Raw genomic sequence first — 18,571 nt, 5'->3', positions numbered from 1 at the left:
CCCGTTCGCGCACACCGGTGGCGTCCGTGGGCGGTTAGCATCGCTCGTCTCCTGCCGCTGGATGCCGCCGATGCCGAACCACGCCCGAACCCTGTCGATCCTGCTGCCACTCGTCCTGCTGCTGGCCGCACCACCGGCCTCTGCCCGCGACGTGGCAGCACCTGCAGAGCACGTGGACAGCGACGGCCCTTACCTGTTCCGTGAGGGCGCGCAGCTGAAAGCGCAGTGGATCTGCCAGGACCAGGTGGAAACCCACAGCGTGCAGGCCGGCACCGATGGCACGGAGGTTGCCGCGCGCTGCGGCTACCCGCATGCGGTGCATGTGCTGCCGCCGAACGCGCCGTCGGCATCGGTACTGCCGGCCGTGCCGCGCATCGTCGCCGTGTCCGACATCCACGGCCAGTACGCGCTGCTGGTCCGCCTGCTGCGCGCCAACCGGGTGATCGACACGCAGGACCGTTGGGCACTGGGCACGGATACGCTGGTGATCGCCGGCGACGTGTTCGATCGCGGCCCGCAGGTGACCGAAGCGTTCTGGCTGCTGTATGGCCTGCAGCAGCAGGCGGCCGCCGCCGGTGGCGCGGTGCATTTCGTGCTCGGCAACCACGAGACCATGGTGCTGTACGACGACCTGCGTTACGTCAATCCGAAGTACCTGCGCAGCGCGCAGCTGCTCGGTCGCAGCTACCCGCAGCTGTATGCTGCCGACTCGGTGATCGGCCAGTGGCTGCGCACGCGGCCGGTGCTGCTGCAGATCGGCGATACCCTGTTCCTGCATGGCGGCATCTCGCCCGAAGCGGTGCAGATGGCATTGGACCCGGCCCACACCAATGCCGCCTACCAGGCCTCGCTGGGCATTCCCAAGGCCGAGGTGAAGGCAGCCCCCGCCACCGCACCGTTGTACGACGGCAAGACCAGCCCGATCTGGTACCGCGGCTACTTCGACGGGCGCCTGGACAGCCAGGGCGTACAGGCGGTGCTCGACCGTCTCCAGCTCAAGCGCATCGTGGTCGGCCACACCTCGATGCCACACGTCAGCAGCTTCCACGACGGCCGCGTGATTGCCATCGACAGCAGCATCAAGAATGGCGAGAACGGCGAACTGCTGTTCATCGAGGACGGCAAGCTCAGCCGCGGCCTGCTGGACGGATCGCGGGTGCCGCTGGCCAAGGGCCAGCCTGGCCTGCAGGACTGAACGAAGGGCCAGCGCCGGGTGCGCGCAGGCCGCCCTCGCCCGCCACCTCCGCCCCGTTTGCCGCTACCCTCGGCAGCCGAGAGGCCCGCCCTGTCCAGCGGGCGGCCCATCCGCCCCCAGGAGCCCCGCGCATGCGCGTACTCATCGCAGAAGACGACCCGGACATCGCCTCTGGCCTGTGCGCCTCGATGCGCCGGCAGGGCCACGTGGTCGACCACGTGGACAACGGCGCGCATGCCGATGCAGCCCTGAACTCCACCCAGTACGCGCTGCTGGTGCTGGACCTGGGCCTGCCCCAGCTGGATGGCCGCGACGTGCTGCAGCGGTTGCGCCAGCGCGGCGATGGCCTGGCCGTGCTGGTGGTCACCGCACGCGATGGCCTGGCCGAGCGCGTGCGCGTGCTCGACCTGGGAGCCGACGACTACCTGGTCAAGCCCTTTGCGCTGGACGAATTCGAAGCACGCGTGCGTGCACAGCTGCGCCGAGTCACCAGCAACGGCAACCCCGACCTGCGCATCGGCCGGCTGCGCCTGGACCTGACCGGCCACCGCGTATGGATAGACGAGCAGACACTGGAACTGACTGCGCGCGAATTCGGCCTGCTGTCCGCCCTGGCGGTGCGCGCCGAGCGCATCGTCTCGCGTGCGCAGCTGGTAGAGGCCCTGTGCGACTGGGGCCAGGACCTGACCGACAATGGCCTGGACATCGCCCTGCACCGCCTGCGCCGCAAGCTGCAACCGGGCGGCATGGGCATCCGCACGGTGCGTGGGCTGGGCTACATGCTGGAAGACGCCAGCGCGTGATCAGCGGACCGCCCAGCCTGCGCCGGCGCCTGCTCGCCTTCCTGGCGCTGCCGATGCTGGGCCTGCTGACCTTCAACACGCTGCTGGCCTACTACATAGCGCTGGACTACTCCAACCGCATCCACGACCGCAACCTGACCGACGACACCGTGTCGTTCGCACAGATGCTCAGCACGATGCCGGTCAGCAGCGACCTGTCTCCGCAGGCACGTTTTCTGATCGAGTACGACCCCGACGGTCATCGCTACTTCAACGTCGACAGCAGCCGCCTGGGCACCATCGCCGGCAATGCGGATTTCAGCGCCTATGCGCCCTCGCAGGACTGCAGCGGCATCCACCCGGCGCTGTACGAGGGTGAATTGAACGGCCAGCAGGTGCGCATGTCGACGGTCTGCACGCAGGCGATGAACGATCCGCTGGACCAGCTGGCGGTGACCGTGGCCGAAAGCATGGCCGACCGCCGCCAGCGCGCACGCGAAATCCTGATGATCGTCATTCCGCTGATGGCCATGCTGGCGCTGGGAATGGCCGCGCTGGTCTGGTTCGGCGTCACCCACGGCCTGCGTATCCTGACCCCGCTGACTTCGCGCCTGGCACAGCGCCGCGGCGAGCTGGCACCGATTTCCGACGCGGACGTGCCCGAGGAAATCCAGCCCCTGATCAGCACCATCGATGGTCTGTTCGCGCGGCAGGCGGAAATGATCACGCTGCAGAACCGCTTCATTGCCGACGCCGCCCACCAGTTGCGCTCGCCGCTGGCGGGCATGGCACTGCACGTGGACCAGGCACTGGCCCACAGCGATCCAGAGACCGTGCGCGAAGCGCTGCAGAACATCCGCCGGCTCAACCAGCGCACTGCACGCGTCAGCACCCAGCTGCTGGCGTTGAGCCGGGCACAGACCGTGCCGGAGACGGTGGAGGCGCTGGATGTGTCCGAGCTGGTGCCGCAATGGGTGGGCATGCGCGTGCCCGAAGCGATCCGCGATGGCATCGACCTGGGCTACTTGGGTCCGCAGCAGCCGGTGCGGATACTGGGCAACGGCGCACTGCTGCACGAGGCGCTGGACAATCTTATCGACAACGCCCTGCGCTACGCCGGCGCGGATGCGACCGTCACCGTCGGCGTGCAGGCCCTGGACGACAACGATGTCGAGCTGTACGTCGAAGACAATGGCCCAGGCGTGCCCGAGGACGTGATGTCGCGACTGGGGGAGCGCTTCTTCCGCGCGCCCGGCACTGCCGCCAGCGGCACCGGCCTGGGCCTGGCCATCGCCCATGAGGCCGTCGAGCACCTGGGCGGACGCCTGGGCTACCTCAACCGTCCCGGCGGTGGCCTGAAGGTGTCCATCACCATACCGTTGCTGAAGGGCCCTTGATCCAGACGAACCGCTGAAAGGTTGCCGAAAATCGCGCTTGCGATGCTGACCTTCCCGACTGCCGCGCTGGAGCCGACTGGTGCCTGCATCCCATGAGTTCTTTCTTCCCGGTGGCCCGCAGGGTGTCCTGCTGATCCATGGCCTGACCGGCACGCCCGCCGAAATGCGCATGCTGGGCAAAGGGCTGAACAACGCGGGCTTCAGCGTGCATGGCGTGCAGTTGCCGGGTCACTGCGGCAGCGTCGAAGACCTGCTGCAGACCCGCTGGGAACAGTGGTACCAGGGCGTGGAAGATGCGGCGGCGGACCTGCGTGGCAAGGTCGACCAGCTGTTCGTCGGCGGCCTGTCGATGGGGGCGGTGCTGGCGCTGGCGCTGGCCGCGCGGCGGCCGGACTGGGTCTCCGGCGTGGGGGTGTACGGCGCCACCTTCCGCTACGACGGCTGGAACATTCCGGCGGTCGCACGCTTCTCGTTCCTGCTGCCGTGGTTCAAGCGCCTGGGCATCGGCCGCGACCGCATGTTCATGGAAGAGCCGCCGTACGGCCTGCGCGACGAGCGCCTGCGTGCGCAGGTCAGCGCCGCCATGCTCTCTGGTGACAGTGCCGCTGCCGGCCTGCCCGGCAACCCGTGGCATGCCTTGGCCGAAATGCGTGCACTGAGCACCTGGACGCGCCGTCACCTGCATCAGGTCACGGCACCATGCCTGGTGATGCATGCCCGCGAGGACGACGTGGCCAGCATGGGCAATGCCGAACTGGTGATCTCGCGCGTCAGCGGACCGACCGAACTGGTGGTACTGGAAGACAGCTACCACATGATCACCATTGATCGCGAACGGCGCGAGGTGATCCGCCGCAGCGCGCGCTTCTTCAGCGACATCGGCGAACGTGCGGGCGTGCTGCAGGCGGTCGCCTGAGATGGGATCGCTTGCGACCCTGCTGTGGCTGGTCAACGTGGTGCTCGACACCGGCGGCCAGTTGGCCTTCAAGGCTGCCGCCAGCGACCCGCAGGATGGCGAAGGCCTGCAGCGCTGGAAGCACATGTTCGGCCGTCCCTGGCTGTGGCTGGGCATCGCCTGCTACGTGCTTGAATTCGTCGCCTGGATCGCTTTCCTGTCGCTGGTGCCGTTGTCACAGGGCGTGCTGCTCGGCTCGATCAACATCGTCGCGCTGATGGTGGCCGGCCGCATCCTGTTCCGCGAGCGGCTGACGCCGTTGCGGGTGACCGGCATGCTGCTGGTCAGCGCCGGCGTTGCCGTGGTCGGAGCCGGAACATGAGGCGGCTGTACCTGGTCGGCTTCCCGCTGCTGATGGCCTTCGACACCCTGGCCCAGCTGTGCTTCAAGTATGCCGGCGACGCCGCGCTGCCGGTCGAGGCCAACAGCGCATGGCTGCTGCGCGTGCTGTCACAGCCTTGGGTATACGGCGCGATGCTCGGTTACGTCGGCGCGTTCTTCACTTGGATGAGCCTGCTGCGGCACGCGCCGATCGGCCCTGCGTTCGCGGCCTCGCACCTGGAAGTGATCAGCGTGCTGCTGCTGTCGGCGTGGCTGCTGCACGAACCGTTGACGCTGCATCACCTGATCGGTGCGGTGCTGATCGTGGCCGGCATCATCTGCCTGGGCCGCGCCGAGGCGGATGATCCGCATGCTGTTACCGAAGCAGCCCCGTGAGCCTGCTGTCGCGCGAGTTGCCTCCCACCGCTGGCCTGCCCCTGCAGGCCAGCGATTTCCTGCCCGGCGGCGGCGACCTGTGCACGATTCTCGCCGAGCAGCTGGGCACGCCGCCGCTGCAGCTGACCTGCTCGGGCACCCATGCCCTGCTGATTGCCCTGCGCACCCTGCGCAGGCGCGCGCCGCAGCGCGATACGGTGATCCTGCCGGCCTATACCTGTCCGCTGGTACCGATTGCCGTGCACAGCCTCGGCCTGCGCATACACCTGTGCGATACACGCCGCGACCATTTCGATTTCGACCCGATCGCGCTGCACGCCGCAGCCGATGCACGCACGCTGGCGATCATTCCCACGCATCTGGGCGGGCGCATCGCTGATGTTGATCGCGCATGTGCCATTGCGCACCGCGTCGGTGCGTGGGTGATCGAGGACGCTGCACAGGCACTGGGTGCACGCGTGGCCGGCAACAGCGTCGGCCTGCGCGGCGATATCGGCTTCTTCAGCCTGGCCGCCGGCAAGGGCCTGAGCCTGCATGAGGGCGGCCTGCTGCTGACACGCGATGAAGAACTGCGTGCGGCATTGATCGAGCAGGCCGCAGGACACACGCCCTTCAACCCGCGCTGGGAGCTGACGCGCAGCCTGCAGCTGCTGGGCCTGGCGGCCTGCTACCGCCCTTCCCTGCTGTCGCTGGTGTATGGAAATCCGCTGCGGCGTGCCCTGCGCCGTGGCGACCTGGAAGCTGCGGTGGGTGATGTGTTTCCACTGGATATTCCGCAGCATCGCGTCAGCCGCTGGCGGCAGAACGTCGGGGCACACGCTGCACAGCGCCTGCCCGCCTTCCTGCAGGCCGCCCGCCTGCGCGCGCTGCAGCTGCGCGTGCAGCTGGAATTGCTGCCTGCCGTTGAAGTGGTGGACGGGATGCCTGGCACCCTTGGCACCTGGCCGATGCTGATGCTGCTGCTGCCCAGCGAACGTGCGCGTGACAAAGCGCTTTCATCGCTGTGGCAGCGCGGCCTGGGTGTCAGCCGCATGTTCATCCACGCCCTGCCGGACTATGCCTATCTGCGAGGCGTCGTCGCAGACGCGGACGTACCCAATGCCCGCGACTTCGCCGCCCGCTCCCTGACCGTGGGCAACAGCCCCTGGCTGACCCACGAAGACAGCTGCGAGATCGTGAAGGTACTGGCTGGCCAGTAGAGGCTGAAGGCGAGCAAAGCCTGCTTCGCGCTCACTGTCTGAACGTTTCCCGAGTGCCTCCGTTCGGGCTTTCAGGTGGAAAGGAACGAGAAAGACGGCCTGCCTACATTGGCCCCGTCGCCGGCATCGTGCCAAGGCCTCTCTTCATCGACGGAGCTGCCCATGCAATGGAGCATCCTGTGTGACTTCGATGGCACCATCAGCCTCGAGGACGTCATCGATTCACTGCTGGAAAACTTCGGCCAGCCCGGTTGGCAGCAGCTGGAAGACCAGTGGCGCTCGGGCGAGATCGGTTCGCGTGAATGCATGCAGGGCCAGGTCCGCCTGCTGAAGCTTGATCCGGCCACCCTCGATGCACACCTGGACCAGGTACGGATCGATCCGGGCTTCGCCGCTTTCGTCAAACGCGCGCAGGCGTTGGGCCTGCCACTGCGCATCGTCAGCGACGGCCTGGACTACGCAATCCATCGCATCCTCGCCAACCACGGCCTGCCGCCGCTGCCTGTGGTGGCCAATCACCTGCGCTGGTCTGACGGCCATTGGCAGCTTGAATCTCCCTACCAGGCCGAAGGCTGCCGCAGCGGCACCTGCAAGTGCACCTGCGCGGCGCAGGCGCGTGCTGACGAAGCTCCCCGCGTGCTGATGATCGGCGATGGCGCCTCCGATTTCTGCGTATCCGAACACGCCGATTTCGTGTTCGCCAAGCGTCGCCTGATTGCCCATTGCACCGACGCCGGCATTCCCCACGCCGCCATCGACACCTTCCACGACGCTACTGCGCTGCTGCCGCGCCTTCTCGACGGCAGCCTGCTTCAGCCCTCGCTTCCGCGGCTGCTCGCCACCGCCTGATCGCTCCGCCCGTTGCTTCCTTTGAATGCCCTCTCCGGAACCGAACCGATGAATATTTTTGACAAGAACGCCGATGCCGCCATCACCGATGCGCAGCTGCTGGCAGATGAAGCCCGCTACAGCTCCTTCGGCGACACCGTGCACTACGTTGATCCGCCGAAGATCTTCCAGCGCTGCGAAGGCAGCTACATGTTCGATGCCGCCGGAACCCCCTATCTCGATCTGCAGATGTGGTACTCGGCGTGCAACTTCGGTTACGCCAACCAGCACCTGAACAATGCGCTGAAGGACCAGATCGACACCCTGCCGCAGGTCGCCAGCCAGTATCTGCACCCCACGCGCGTGCAGCTGGCCAAGACCATCGCGGTGGACATGCACGAGAAGTTCGGCCTCGATGGCCGCGTGCACTTCAACGTCGGTGGTGCGCAGGCGGTGGAGGATTCGCTGAAGATCGTCCGCAACGCGCGCAACGGCAAGAGCCTGATGTTCGCCTTCGAAGGCGGCTACCACGGCCGCACTCTCGGCGCCTCGTCGATCACCTCCAGCTACCGCTACCGCCGCCGCTACGGCCATTTCGGCGAACGCGCGATGTTCATCCCGTTCCCGTATCCGTTCCGTCGCCCGAAGGGCATGACCCCGGACGAGTACTCCGACCACTGCGTGCACCAGTTCGAGCGCCTGTTCGAAAGCGAGTACAACGGCGTGTGGGATCCCAAGGTCGGCCAGGCCGAGTACGCCGCGTTCTACGTCGAGCCGATCCAGGGCACCGGCGGCTACGTCATTCCGCCGCGCAACTTCTTCAAGGGCCTCAAGCGCGTGCTGGACAAGTACGGCATCCTGATGGTCGTCGATGAGATCCAGATGGGCTTCTGGCGCACCGGCAAGCTGTGGGCCATCGAACACTTCGATGTCACCCCGGACGTGCTGGTGTTCGGCAAGGCGCTGACCAATGGCCTCAACCCGTTGTCGGGCCTGTGGGCGCGCGAAGAGCTGATCAACCCGACCGTGTTCCCGCCGGGCTCCACCCACTCCACCTTCAACTCCAATCCGCTGGGCACGCGCCTGGGCCTGGAAGTGCTGAAGCTGGGCAAGGAGATGGACTACGAGCGCACCGTGCCGGAGAAGGGGGCCTACTTCCTCGACGGCCTGCGCGGTCTGCAGAAGCGCCATCCGGAAATCGGCGATGTCGATGGCCTCGGCCTGGCATTGCGTGCGGAAATCTGCGCCGCCGATGGCTTCACCCCGAACCGTGAACTGCTGGATCGCATGGTCGACATCGGCCTGGCCGGCGACCTGCTGCACGACGGCAAGCGCATGGGCCTCGTGCTCGATGTGGGTGGCTGGTACAAGAACGTGATCACCTTCGCGCCTTCGTTGAACATCACCTACGAAGAGATCGACCTGGCGATCACCCTGCTGGACCAGCTGCTGACCAAGGCCAAGGGCTGAGCGGGAATGCGCTGCCGGTTCCCGTGCCCCGCATGGACATGATCCCGCGTGTATCCAGCACCGCGCTGGAACCGGCCGCGCTGCTGGAGGGCTTCCTGGCCCACCCGCCCCTGGGGTTCGATGCCAGCCGCCTGCCCAGCGGCCTGCCCAGTTTCCGTGCGCCATTGGATCTGACCACGACCCTGGATGATGCACTGCGCTCGCGCCTGCTGGGGCTGCCGCTGTCGCGCCTTTGGCGGCCGTGGCTGACCTGGCAGACGCGGTTCATCGGTGCCACCAGCACCGAGTACACACCGCTGCCGGGGCATGTTTCTGCGGCGGCACTGGCCGACGACGTGCTGCGCCATGGCGTCGGTGACAGCCGGCTGCTGGTGGTCAAGGATCTGGCGATCGATTCGCCCTTGCTGGACGATGCCGCCAACGCACACAGCCACGCCTTCCTGCAGGCGCTGGAAGCACGCGGTTTCATCCCGCTGGAGGGCATGCCGCTGGCATGGGTGGCGATCGATTTCGATTGCATCGACGCCTATCTGGCTCGCCTGTCCGCAGCGCGTCGCAAGAACATCCGGCGCAAGCTGCGCTCACGCAGCAACCTGCAGATCGACTGCATCACCACCGGTGACCCTGCCCTTGCCGAACCGCGGCTGCAGGCCGAACTGCATGCGCTGTACCTGCAGGTGTATGCACAGAGCGCCGTGCATTTCGACCGGCTCGAGCTACCCTTCTTCCAGCACCTGCTGGCAGACACGCAGGGACAGGGGCGCTTGTTCCTTTACCGCCACAACGGCGAGCTGATCGGCTGGAACCTGTGCTACGTGCATGCCGGCAAGCTGGTGGACAAGTACATCGGCCTGTCCTATCCGCAGTCGCGCGACCACAACCTGTACTCGGTCAGCTGGATGCACAACCTGGAATACGCGTTGCAGCACGGCCTCAGCCACTACGTTGCCGGCTGGACCGATTCACGCATCAAGGCCGAACTGGGTGCCCGCTTCACCTCCACCGTACACGCGGTGCATGCGCGTTCGCCGCTGCTGCGCGCCGTCCTGCGCAGGCTGGCCCCGCACCTGCAGGCTGAGCCGGATGGAGGAGGCTGACCGATGCAACTGCGTCCGCCGCTGATCCTCGACCTCGATGGTGGCGTACTGCCATTGCCACAGGCACGCACGCTTGCGCTGCAGCACTGGCATGACCCGCTGCGCTTTGCCTGCCGCAACGCCACGCTGTCACGCTTTGCCGGTGAAGTTCTTCGGCCGCTGCCGGCACAGCTCGGCACGGTCATGCTCGGCAGCGGCGACTTCCACCATCTCAGCCTGCCGCTGCTGCAGCACCTGCACACGCGTGCCCCGTTCCAGCTGGTGGTGCTGGACAACCATCCGGACAACATGCGCTTTCCCTTCGGCATGCACTGCGGTTCCTGGGTCAATGCTGCCGCCGCATTGCCGCAGGTATCGCATGTGCATGTGCTGGGCATCACCTCCGCCGATATCGGCCTGGGCCATGCGTGGGAAAACCACTGGCGGCCGCTGCTGGGGCGGCGGCTGACCTACTGGTGCATGGATGTGGATGTGGGCTGGGCCAGCCGCGTGGGCATGGCAGCTGCCTTCCGCCGCTTCGACCATCCCGAGGCCCTGGTCGCCGCGTTCGCCGCCGAACAGGCGCAGGCCCCTCAACCGACCTACCTGTCGATCGACAAGGACGTGTTCGCTGAAGATGTTGCGCGCAGCAACTGGGACCAGGGCCGCTTCCAGCTTGAACACGCACTGATGGTGATCGAGGCCCTGCGCACCGGTGGACTGGTGGGCAGCGACATCACCGGCGAGGTGTCACTTGCCAACTACCAGAGCCGTTTCAAGCGCTGGTTGTCATCGCTGGATGGGCAGCCCGACGTCAGCGCCGATGATCTTCCGGCATGGCAGCAGCAGCACCAGCAGGTGAACCGCGAACTGCTGGCGGCGATGGCCGCCGTTCCGATGGCCTGCTGAGCGGGGGTAGTGCCGGCCGCTGGCCGGTAGCTGTACCACGATGTGCCAACCAAGGTTGGCACCTGCCAGACCCAGGCAGAGTCGGTAGTGCCGGCCGCTGGCCGGCAACCTCGTTGTTCCCGGGCTCACGAGGATGCCGGCCAGCGGCCGGCACTACACTGGACGTCTGCCCCCGGAGCCGCCGCCATGCCCCAGACCGTCATCCCGCAGCTGCGCATGCGCCATGCCGATACCAGCCTGCCCTTCTACGTGCAGGGCCTGGGCTTCATCGTCGACTGGGAGCACCGCTTCGAACCCGGCTTCCCGCTGTTCGCCCAGCTCACCCGCGAAGGCCAGACGATCTTCCTGACCGAACACACCGGCGACTGCGAGGTGGGCGGTGCGGTGTATTTCATCGTCACCGACGTCGATGGCCTGCACCGCGCGTTCAGCGCTGCGGGAGTACCCATCGAGCAGCCGCCACACGATACCGACTGGGGAAGCCGCGAGATGCTGATCGTCGACCCGGATGGCAACCGCCTGCGCTTCGCCACCGACGCTGGCTGAATGCCACGCGCTTGAACGGGAATATACGCTTCGTATACGCTTCATATATTCCCAATCGAGAACGCCCATGGGCATCGTCAACATCGATGACACCCTGCACGACCAGCTGCGCCGTGCCTGCACCGTCTCCAACCGCTCGATCAACGCCCAGGCCACGTTCTGGATCCGGGTCGGCATGCTGTGCGAGATGAACCCGACCCTGAGCTTCCAGGACGTCGTCGCCAGTGAACTGCGCGCCGCCGGTGTGCAGCCGCAGCTGCTTGCCCCCGGGCGGGCCTGAGCCGATGGCCATGATCAAGCGCCCCGACGAGATCGACCGCCTGGCCGAGTCCGGACGACTGCTGGCGCAGGTCTTCGCCATGCTCGACGCCCTGCCCCTGCAGGGCCGCAGCACGCTGGAGATCAACGACATCGTCGAGCGGATGATCGTCGACGAGCTGCAGGCACGGCCCGCCAGCAAGGGGCAGTACGGGTTCCCGTACGTGCTCAACGCCTCGATCGACAACGTCATCTGCCACGGCATGCCGTCGGCCGATGACGTGCTGCGTAGTGGCCAGATCGTCAACCTCGACATCACACTGGAGAAGAACGGCTACATTGCCGATTCCAGCACCACGTATCTGGTGGGTGATGCCGACTACGCCGCCCGTAAGCTGGTGCAGGTGACCTATCAGGCGATGTGGAAAGGCATCGCCGCCGTGCGGCCCGGCGCGCGCCTGGGCGACATCGGTCACGCCATCGCCCGCCACGCCCGCAGCCACGGCTACAGCGTGGTCAAGGAGTACTGCGGCCACGGTATCGGCCAGGAGATGCACGAGGAACCGCAGATCCTGCATTACGGCCATGCCGGCACCGGCATGGAGCTGCAGGAAGGCATGGTGTTCACCATCGAGCCGATGCTCAACCAGGGCAAGCCTGCCATCCGCCAGCAGCCCGACGAATGGCCGGTGTATACCCGCGACGGCAAGCTGTCGGCGCAGTTCGAGCACACGGTGGCCGTGACCGGCAGCGGCGTGCGCGTGCTGACCCTGCGCCCTGGTGAAACCCCGTTGTGCGCGGTGGATGCGGCCTAGAGCGGGCGCAGCAGCAACAGCAGCGCAAGGCACAGCATGAAGGCCGCCACGCCTGCATCCAGCAACCGCCATGCTGCCGCGTTGCGGAACACCGGCTGCAGCAACCGTGCGCCGAACCCCAGCCCGCAGAACCAGAGCACGCTGGCCACGCAGGCGCCCGCTGCGAACACCCAGCGCAGGTCACCCGGGTAGCGCGTGGACAGGCTGCCCAGCAGCACCATCGTATCCAGGTAGACGTGCGGGTTGAGCAGGGTGAAGGCCAGGCAGGCCAGCAGCACCTGCCGCCGGCTGCCACCACTGGCATCGGCCGCGGCCAGCGCGCTGCCACCGCGCCACGCGCGCAGCCCGGCCTGCAGCCCATAGCACAGCAGGAAGGCGGCGCCGCCGAAGCGCAGCACCTGCAACAGCAACGGCCACTGCAGCACCAGCGCCCCCATGCCGCCCACCCCGGCCAGGATCAGCGCGATGTCCGCGCCCATGCAGGCCAGCACCACCATGCCCACGTAGCGGCGCTGCAGCCCCTGGCGCAGCACGAAGGCGTTCTGCGCGCCGATGGCGATGATCAGGCCGGCACCTGAAAACAGGCCGGCCAATGCCGCAGCAATCCACATCCGACGCTCTCCACCTTGAAAAGAGGCGCAGGGTGCGACCAACGGACTCGTTAAGGCAAACTGGTTTTTCTTTATCCTGTGCAGAAAAACTGAAGAGGCACCGCGTGGACCTGGTACATCCGCAGTTGAGCGCCTTCACCGCCGTGCTCGAAGAAGGCAGCTTCGAGGCCGCCGCACGCCGCCTGTCGATCAGCCCGTCGGCGTTGTCGCAACGGATCAAGGCGCTTGAGGACCGGCTGGGCCAAGTGCTGGTGGTGCGCCAGTCCCCGTGCCGGCCTACCGCTGCCGGCGAAGTGCTGCTGCGGCGGGTGCGGCCGATGCAGGCACTGCAGGCCGAAGCGCTTGCCGAACTGCTGCCGGAACGCGGCAGCGATGCCACCCGTACGCCGATTCCGCTAGCGGTCAACGACGATTCGCTGGACACCTGGTTCGTCGCCGCCATCGCCGAACTGCACCAGCGCCACGGCTACCTGTTCGACCTGCGCATGGACGACCAGGACCACACCCTGGAACTGCTGCGCACCGGCAGCGTGCTTGGCGCGGTCACCGCCGAACGCAGGCCGCTGAAGGGCTGCAACGTGCATCCGCTGGGCGCGATGCGCTACCGCGCCATCGCCTCACCGGCATTTGCGCGCCGCCACTTCAGCGCGGGCATGCAGGCCGAAGCATTGGCCTCGGCGCCGATGATCGTATTCAACCGCAAGGATGAACTGCAATGGCGTTTCCTGCGCAGGCTCACCCGCGCGCGAATGCAACCGCCCGTACACTACCTGCCCTCCTCCACCGGCTTCGTCGATGCTGCCGCGCGTGGGCTGGGCTGGTGCCTGGCACCGGAGGCCCTGGTCACGCCAGCGGCAGAGGCCGGACAGATAGTGGTGCTGGAACCGCGTCGCTGGCTCGACGTACCCTTGTTCTGGCAGCATGCCGCCGTGCGTTCGAGCACGTTGCAACACATCACCCACGCGCTGCGTATCGCCGCGGGCAATACCCTACGTTGAAAAGAGCATGATCCAGACCACCGCAGACCCCGGCTTCACGCGCGGACCACTACCGTTTGCCCACTTCTTCACTACAGGAACGGCATGCGCCTGAGCTGCCCACGGACAAGGATGCATCGCGCGCTCGGCGCTGCCGGCCTGGCCTTGCTGGCCAGCCTGCCGCTGGCTGCAGCGGCACAGACCAGCGCGCCTCCCGCACTGGAATGGGAACAGGCGCGGCAGCGTCTGGAACAGGTCTCCGACGCGCTGGCCGCTGCTGATGCCGGCGTGCGCAACAAGGAAGACCTGCATGAGGCTACCCGCCTGCTGCGCCTGCCGGAGATCACCGGCGAAGTGCGGCGGCTGCAGTTCCAGAAGACACTGACCCTGCCGCTGGGCTCGCTGGCGCCGGTGGCCGAAGCCTTTGGCATCGACTCACCCCTGTCGTTCACCGAGCGCGACTGGCGCACACGGCCGGTGGTCACTGCGGTGCTGCCGCTGTACACCGGCGGCCTGATTCCGGCCGCGCAGCGTGCTGCCGGCGCGGCCAGCGAACAGGCCAGCGCCGAGCGCGAAGCGCAGCGGCAGTCACTGACCGTGCAACTGGCCCAGGCCTACTTCGGTCAGCGCTTGGCCGAGCAGGCAGTGGTCGTGCGCCGCGACGTGCGCGATGGCTTGAACCGCCACCTGTCCGATGCCGAGAAACTGGAACGCGAAGGCTTCGCCACGCGTGCGCAGCGCCTGCAGGCCACCGTCGCCCGCGACAAGGCCGAGCGCGAGTACCAGAAGACCCTCAATGATCTGGCCACGCTGAAGGCTGCGCTGGCCACGCTGTTGCGCAGTGGCGGCGAAGTGCAGCCGCTGTCGCCGCTGTTCGTGCAGCGCGCGCCGCTGGAACCGGTCGCCAGCTTCGAGCGTACCGCGCAGGCACGGCAGCCGCAGATCGCCCGCCTGCGCGCGATCGTGGCGCAGGCCGAACAGGGCGTGCGCGTGCAGCAGGCCAAGCTGAAGCCAACGGTATTCCTGTTCGGCCAGTACGACTTCCGCCGCCGCGACGAGATGTTGACCGATCCGGACTGGGCGTTCGGCATCGGCCTGAAGTACACGTTCCTGTCGCCGAACTCACGGCCGGCACAGATCAGTGCAGCACGCGCGCAGCAGGAACAGGCCGAGGCCGGCCTGCGCGAGGCCGAGAACCAGGTCGCGCTGGGTGTGCGCAAGGCCTGGAACGAGCTGGAAACCGCACGCCAGCAGTTCGTGCTGCTGGACAGCAGCATCGCCCAGGCCGACGAGAACCTGCGCCTGCAGGAGCTGGCCTTCCGCGAAGGCCAGGCCACCTCGCTGGACGTGATCGACGCACGGCTCGGTCTTGGCGGTGCCCGCGTCGAACGTGCGCAGGCCGCCTACCAATACGATATCGCCTTGGCGCAGTTGCTTGAGGTGAGTGGACAGATGGACCGCTTCGAAGACCATCGGCGGCGTGCAGACGAGGTAATTGATCATGAGTGATGTGTTGCACGACGAAGCAACGACGCCCCCGGGCAAGCGCCGGCTGGGGCCGATTCTGCTGGTGGTGCTGCTGGTGGCGGTGGTGCTGGGCCTGTGGCTGGCCTGGCGCAGCCCCGCCGACCAGATCCAGGGCATGGCCGACGCCGACACCCTCAACGTGTCCGCCAAGATCACCGCGCGCGTGGCCGAACTGAAGGTCCGCGAGGGCGATCGCGTGCAGGCCGGGCAGGTGCTGTTCCTGCTCGACAGCCCCGAAGTAGCAGCCAAGGAACAGCAGGCGCACGGCGCACTGGCTGCGGCGCAGGCGGTGGCCGACAAGGCTGCCGAAGGCGCACGCAGCGAAGACATCCGCGCGGCCGAAGCCAACTGGAAGCGCGCCGAAGCCGGTGCCACGCTTGCCGATGCCACCTACCGGCGCGTGCAGAACCTGTTCAACGAAGGGGTGATGACCCGGCAGAAGCGCGATGAAGCGGCGGCCCAGGCCACCAGCTCGCGCGAACTGGCCCGCGCCGCACGCGCCCAGTACGACATGGCGTTGACCGGCGCGCGCGAACAGGACAAGCGTGCCGCGCAGGGCCAGGTGCAGCAGGCCCAGGGTGCGGTGGCGGAAGTCAACGCCGCGCGCGTTGAAGTGGAAGGCCGCGCGCCGGTGGCCGGCGAGATCAACAAGCGCATGGCCGACCCGGGCGAACTGGTACCAGCCGGCTATCCGGTGTTCACCCTGGTCGACATCGACCGCATGTGGGTGTCGATGAACCTGCGCGAATCGCAGATGCAGGGCCTGAAGGTCGGCAGCAAGCTGCAGGGCAGCGTGCCGGCACTCGGCAAGGACGGTGAGTTCGAGGTCTACTTCATCAATCCCGCAGGCGACTACGCCACCTGGCGCACCACCCGCCAGTCATCGGGCTATGACGTGCGCAGCTTCGAAGTGCGGGTGCGCCCGGTACGCCGCATCGAGGGCTTCCGCCCCGGCATGAGCGTGCTGTTCGCATGGCCGCAGCACTGAACACCAGCCGCAGCAGCTTCGGCAGCTCATGGCAGCGCGAACTGCGCCGGTTGCGCAGCAGCCGTGCGGACCTGGCGCTGGTCACCGTGCTGCCACTGTTGATGCTGGTGGTGATGGCCTGGATGTTCTCCACATCGGTGATGCGCGATGTGCCGATTGCCGTGGTCGACCTTGACCACAGCAGCGACAGCCGCCTGCTGCTGCGCATGCTCGACGCCAGCCCCGGCGTGCGCATCGCAAGCCAACCGGTCGATATGGATGAGGCGCGCGCGCAGCTGCGTCGGCTGGAGGTGTTCGCGGTGGTGCTGGTGCCGCGCGATGTGACCCGCCAGGCGCTGCGCGGCCGGCAGGGCACGGTATTTTCCTATTACAACGCCACCTACATGACCACCGGCCAGTCCGCCGCGCGGGATATCGGCGACGCGGTCTCTGCGTGGAACGCGCGGTTGCTGCGCGAACGCATCGGCCTGCAGGTCGGGCCGGGCAAGCTGCGTGCCGCGCCCATCGCGGTGCAGTCGGACATCCTGTTCAATCCGGCGCGCAGCTACGAGCTGTTCCTGCTGCCACTGATCTTCCCGGCGGTACTGTCGCTGGTACTGGCGCTGGCCGTAGCCGGCAGCCTCGGCCGTGAGATCCGCGACGGTACCCTGCCCGCCTGGCTGGGCCATGCACCATGGTCGGCCATTGCAGGCAAGGTGCTGCCCTACGTGCTGCTGTTCTCGTTGTACGGCGCGCTGGGCGCGGCCTACCTGGCCTGGCTGCGTGGCGACGGCATCGCTGGCAGCGTGCTTCTGCTGCTGCTCGCACAGCCGCTGTTCTACCTGGCCACCGCGGCCTATGCCCTGTTCTTCGTTGGCGTTACCCGCGACATGGGCACCGCCCTGTCCGCGGTGGGCTTGAGCATCGGCACCGCGCTGGCGTTCTCCAGCGCCACGTTCCCGGTGATCGACGCACCGTTGTTCACCCGCGTCTGGCACCTGCTGCTGCCGCTCAGCGCCTACATCAAGCTGCAGACCCAGCAGCAGTTCATCGGCTCGCCGTTGGCGGTATCGCTATGGCCGCTGGCCACGCTGCTGCTGATGATCGCGGTTGCTGGCGGCATCGGCGGCTGGCGCCTGCTGGCGTTCGCGCGCACGCCGCAGGCCGCGCAACCGGCCGGGGCAGGCGCATGAGCCGGATCTGGCACAGCCTGCGACAGACCCTGTTGGCCGTGCTCTGCGATCGCTACGCGATCGTGGTGATGGTCGGCGCGGTGATTCTGTACTCGTTCTTCTACCCCGCCGCCTATCGCCACCAAGTGGCCGGCAACCTGCCCGTGCTGGTGGTCGATGAAGACCACAGCGCGACCAGCCGCGAACTGCTGCGCAAGCTCGATTCGCTGCGCGTGGCCCATGTGGTCGGGCAACCGGCCGACCTGCGGGAAGCGCGCGCACAGCTGGAGGCCGGCCATGCCGAAGGCATCGTGCTTATCCCGGCCAACCTGGAACGCGACATCCTGCGCGGGCATCCCGCCAAGCTGGTGCTGCTCGGCAACGGCGCCTACCTCGGCCGCGCCAGCTGGGTGCTGGGCAGCGTGGCCGATGCACTGGGCGCGTTCGGCCGTGAGGCGGCGGTCACCCAGGCCGCGTTCATGGGCGCGCCACAGGCACCACCGGTCACCCTCGTGCAGCGGCCCTTGTTCAACACGCAGGAAGGCTATGGCAGCGCGATCGTCCCCGGCGTGGCCGAACTGATCGTGCACCAGACGCTGCTGATGGGCATCGGCGTGCTGCTCGGTGGCCGCCGGCTGGTACTGGGCCGGCGCCTGCAGTTCGACCTGCCCACCCTGACCGGCATGGCCCTCGGCTTCGGCCTGATCGGGCTGTTCGGGCTGTTCTGGTACGCCGGCTTCACCGCCTGGGTGCAGGACTATCCGCGTGGCGGCAACCCGCTCGGCCAGCTGCTCGGCGGCACCCTGTTCATCGCTGCCACGGTGGCGTTCGGCCTGTTCGTCGGCAGTTTCTTCCGCACCCGCGAACGCGCCTTCCAGTACATCATCGCCACCTCGATCCCGCTGTTCTTCCTGGCCAGCCTGTCGTGGCCGGCGGTGATGACCCCGCGCCCGCTGGTGTGGCTGGCGCAGCTGCTGCCGACCACCTCCGGCATCAACCTGATGGTACGCCTGAACCAGATGGACGCCAGCCTGGCCGAGGTCAGCCGCGAACTGATCACCCTGGCCGCGCTGCTGGTGCTGTACGGCGCCCTCGCCCTCTGGCGCCTGCACAGCCCAAAGGGGACGGAGGGGATTAAGTCGTAGCTGGCACGGAGAGGGGGAAAGCGAC

20 protein-coding genes are annotated in these 18,571 nt (G+C 67.3%); 19 read left to right on the top strand and 1 reads right to left on the bottom strand.

Annotated features, from left to right (window positions below):
* Positions 1-70 precede the first annotated feature (70 nt).
* The 14 genes from LC407_RS02610 to map all read left to right on the top strand — a co-directional run bounded on the left by LC407_RS02610 (position 71) and on the right by map (position 12,147).
* Positions 71-1,195 (top strand): metallophosphoesterase, encoded by a 1,125-nt coding sequence (locus LC407_RS02610; RefSeq protein WP_223482155.1) that lies wholly within the window; start codon positions 71-73, stop codon positions 1,193-1,195.
* Between the two features lie 131 nt (positions 1,196-1,326).
* Positions 1,327-1,998, top strand: a complete 672-nt coding sequence (locus tag LC407_RS02605; protein WP_025873777.1) for a response regulator — start codon at positions 1,327-1,329, stop codon at positions 1,996-1,998.
* Complete coding sequence (locus LC407_RS02600; RefSeq protein WP_223482154.1) at positions 1,995-3,374, top strand: sensor histidine kinase; 1,380 nt, start codon at positions 1,995-1,997, stop codon at positions 3,372-3,374. Before LC407_RS02605 ends, LC407_RS02600 begins: the two co-directional genes overlap by 4 nt.
* A gap of 79 nt (positions 3,375-3,453) precedes the next feature.
* The gene (locus LC407_RS02595) at positions 3,454-4,290 is read left to right on the top strand and encodes an alpha/beta fold hydrolase (protein ID WP_025873779.1); all 837 of its coding nucleotides are present in this window, start codon (positions 3,454-3,456) and stop codon (positions 4,288-4,290) included.
* A gap of 1 nt (position 4,291) precedes the next feature.
* The gene (locus tag LC407_RS02590) at positions 4,292-4,651 is read left to right on the top strand and encodes an EamA family transporter (RefSeq protein ID WP_025873780.1); all 360 of its coding nucleotides are present in this window, start codon (positions 4,292-4,294) and stop codon (positions 4,649-4,651) included.
* Complete coding sequence (locus LC407_RS02585; protein WP_025873781.1) at positions 4,648-5,046, top strand: DMT family transporter; 399 nt, start codon at positions 4,648-4,650, stop codon at positions 5,044-5,046. The genes LC407_RS02590 and LC407_RS02585 overlap by 4 nt, the downstream gene beginning before the upstream one ends.
* Positions 5,043-6,245, top strand: a complete 1,203-nt coding sequence (locus LC407_RS02580; RefSeq protein ID WP_223482153.1) for a DegT/DnrJ/EryC1/StrS family aminotransferase — start codon at positions 5,043-5,045, stop codon at positions 6,243-6,245. Before LC407_RS02585 ends, LC407_RS02580 begins: the two co-directional genes overlap by 4 nt.
* 162 nt (positions 6,246-6,407) lie before the next feature.
* The gene (locus tag LC407_RS02575; RefSeq protein ID WP_025873783.1) at positions 6,408-7,094 is read left to right on the top strand and encodes an MtnX-like HAD-IB family phosphatase; all 687 of its coding nucleotides are present in this window, start codon (positions 6,408-6,410) and stop codon (positions 7,092-7,094) included.
* Between the two features lie 48 nt (positions 7,095-7,142).
* A complete protein-coding gene (locus LC407_RS02570) occupies positions 7,143-8,543 on the top strand; it encodes an aminotransferase class III-fold pyridoxal phosphate-dependent enzyme (protein ID WP_223482152.1) in 1,401 nt (466 codons plus the stop codon).
* 32 nt (positions 8,544-8,575) lie between these two features.
* Positions 8,576-9,640 carry a GNAT family N-acetyltransferase gene (locus LC407_RS02565; RefSeq protein ID WP_223482151.1) on the top strand — a complete coding sequence of 355 codons (1,065 nt, stop codon included), beginning with the start codon at positions 8,576-8,578 and terminating at the stop codon, positions 9,638-9,640.
* 3 nt (positions 9,641-9,643) lie between these two features.
* Positions 9,644-10,528 (top strand): arginase family protein, encoded by an 885-nt coding sequence (locus tag LC407_RS02560; RefSeq protein WP_105163739.1) that lies wholly within the window; start codon positions 9,644-9,646, stop codon positions 10,526-10,528.
* A gap of 186 nt (positions 10,529-10,714) precedes the next feature.
* Entirely contained in the window at positions 10,715-11,074 is a 360-nt protein-coding gene (locus LC407_RS02555) for a VOC family protein (RefSeq protein WP_025873787.1), read from the top strand.
* Positions 11,075-11,141: 67 nt separating this feature from the next.
* On the top strand, positions 11,142-11,354 hold the full coding sequence (locus tag LC407_RS02550) for a ParD-like family protein (RefSeq protein WP_025873788.1): 213 nt from the start codon (positions 11,142-11,144) through the stop codon (positions 11,352-11,354).
* Positions 11,355-11,364: 10 nt separating this feature from the next.
* A complete protein-coding gene (map, locus tag LC407_RS02545; protein WP_134832197.1) occupies positions 11,365-12,147 on the top strand; it encodes a type I methionyl aminopeptidase in 783 nt (260 codons plus the stop codon).
* Here the strand turns inward: map and LC407_RS02540 are convergent.
* Positions 12,144-12,758: a LysE/ArgO family amino acid transporter gene (locus LC407_RS02540; RefSeq protein WP_099842158.1), complete on the bottom strand. Its 615-nt coding sequence runs from the start codon at positions 12,756-12,758 to the stop codon at positions 12,144-12,146. The two genes, map and LC407_RS02540, sit on opposite strands and share 4 nt — an antisense overlap.
* A 104-nt stretch (positions 12,759-12,862) precedes the next feature.
* Between LC407_RS02540 and LC407_RS02535 the strand changes: the two genes are divergently transcribed.
* The 5 genes from LC407_RS02535 (at position 12,863) to LC407_RS02515 (ending at position 18,546) form a co-directional block, all read left to right on the top strand.
* Positions 12,863-13,756, top strand: coding sequence for a LysR family transcriptional regulator ArgP (locus LC407_RS02535; RefSeq protein WP_223482150.1), 894 nt, complete (start codon positions 12,863-12,865; stop codon positions 13,754-13,756).
* A gap of 111 nt (positions 13,757-13,867) precedes the next feature.
* Complete coding sequence (locus tag LC407_RS02530; RefSeq protein WP_223482149.1) at positions 13,868-15,244, top strand: TolC family protein; 1,377 nt, start codon at positions 13,868-13,870, stop codon at positions 15,242-15,244.
* Positions 15,237-16,250: an efflux RND transporter periplasmic adaptor subunit gene (locus tag LC407_RS02525; protein WP_025873793.1), complete on the top strand. Its 1,014-nt coding sequence runs from the start codon at positions 15,237-15,239 to the stop codon at positions 16,248-16,250. Before LC407_RS02530 ends, LC407_RS02525 begins: the two co-directional genes overlap by 8 nt.
* Positions 16,235-17,422, top strand: a complete 1,188-nt coding sequence (locus LC407_RS02520) for an ABC transporter permease (RefSeq protein ID WP_223482148.1) — start codon at positions 16,235-16,237, stop codon at positions 17,420-17,422. Before LC407_RS02525 ends, LC407_RS02520 begins: the two co-directional genes overlap by 16 nt.
* Positions 17,419-18,546 (top strand): ABC transporter permease, encoded by a 1,128-nt coding sequence (locus tag LC407_RS02515; RefSeq protein WP_223482147.1) that lies wholly within the window; start codon positions 17,419-17,421, stop codon positions 18,544-18,546. Before LC407_RS02520 ends, LC407_RS02515 begins: the two co-directional genes overlap by 4 nt.
* Positions 18,547-18,571: the final 25 nt, after the last annotated feature.

Source organism: Stenotrophomonas sp. OVS01A (assembly GCF_019969775.1).
GTDB classification, from domain to species: domain Bacteria; phylum Pseudomonadota; class Gammaproteobacteria; order Xanthomonadales; family Xanthomonadaceae; genus Stenotrophomonas; species Stenotrophomonas indicatrix.
Note: the sequence above shows the minus strand (reverse complement) of the source record. Positions and strands in the feature narration are given on the sequence as shown.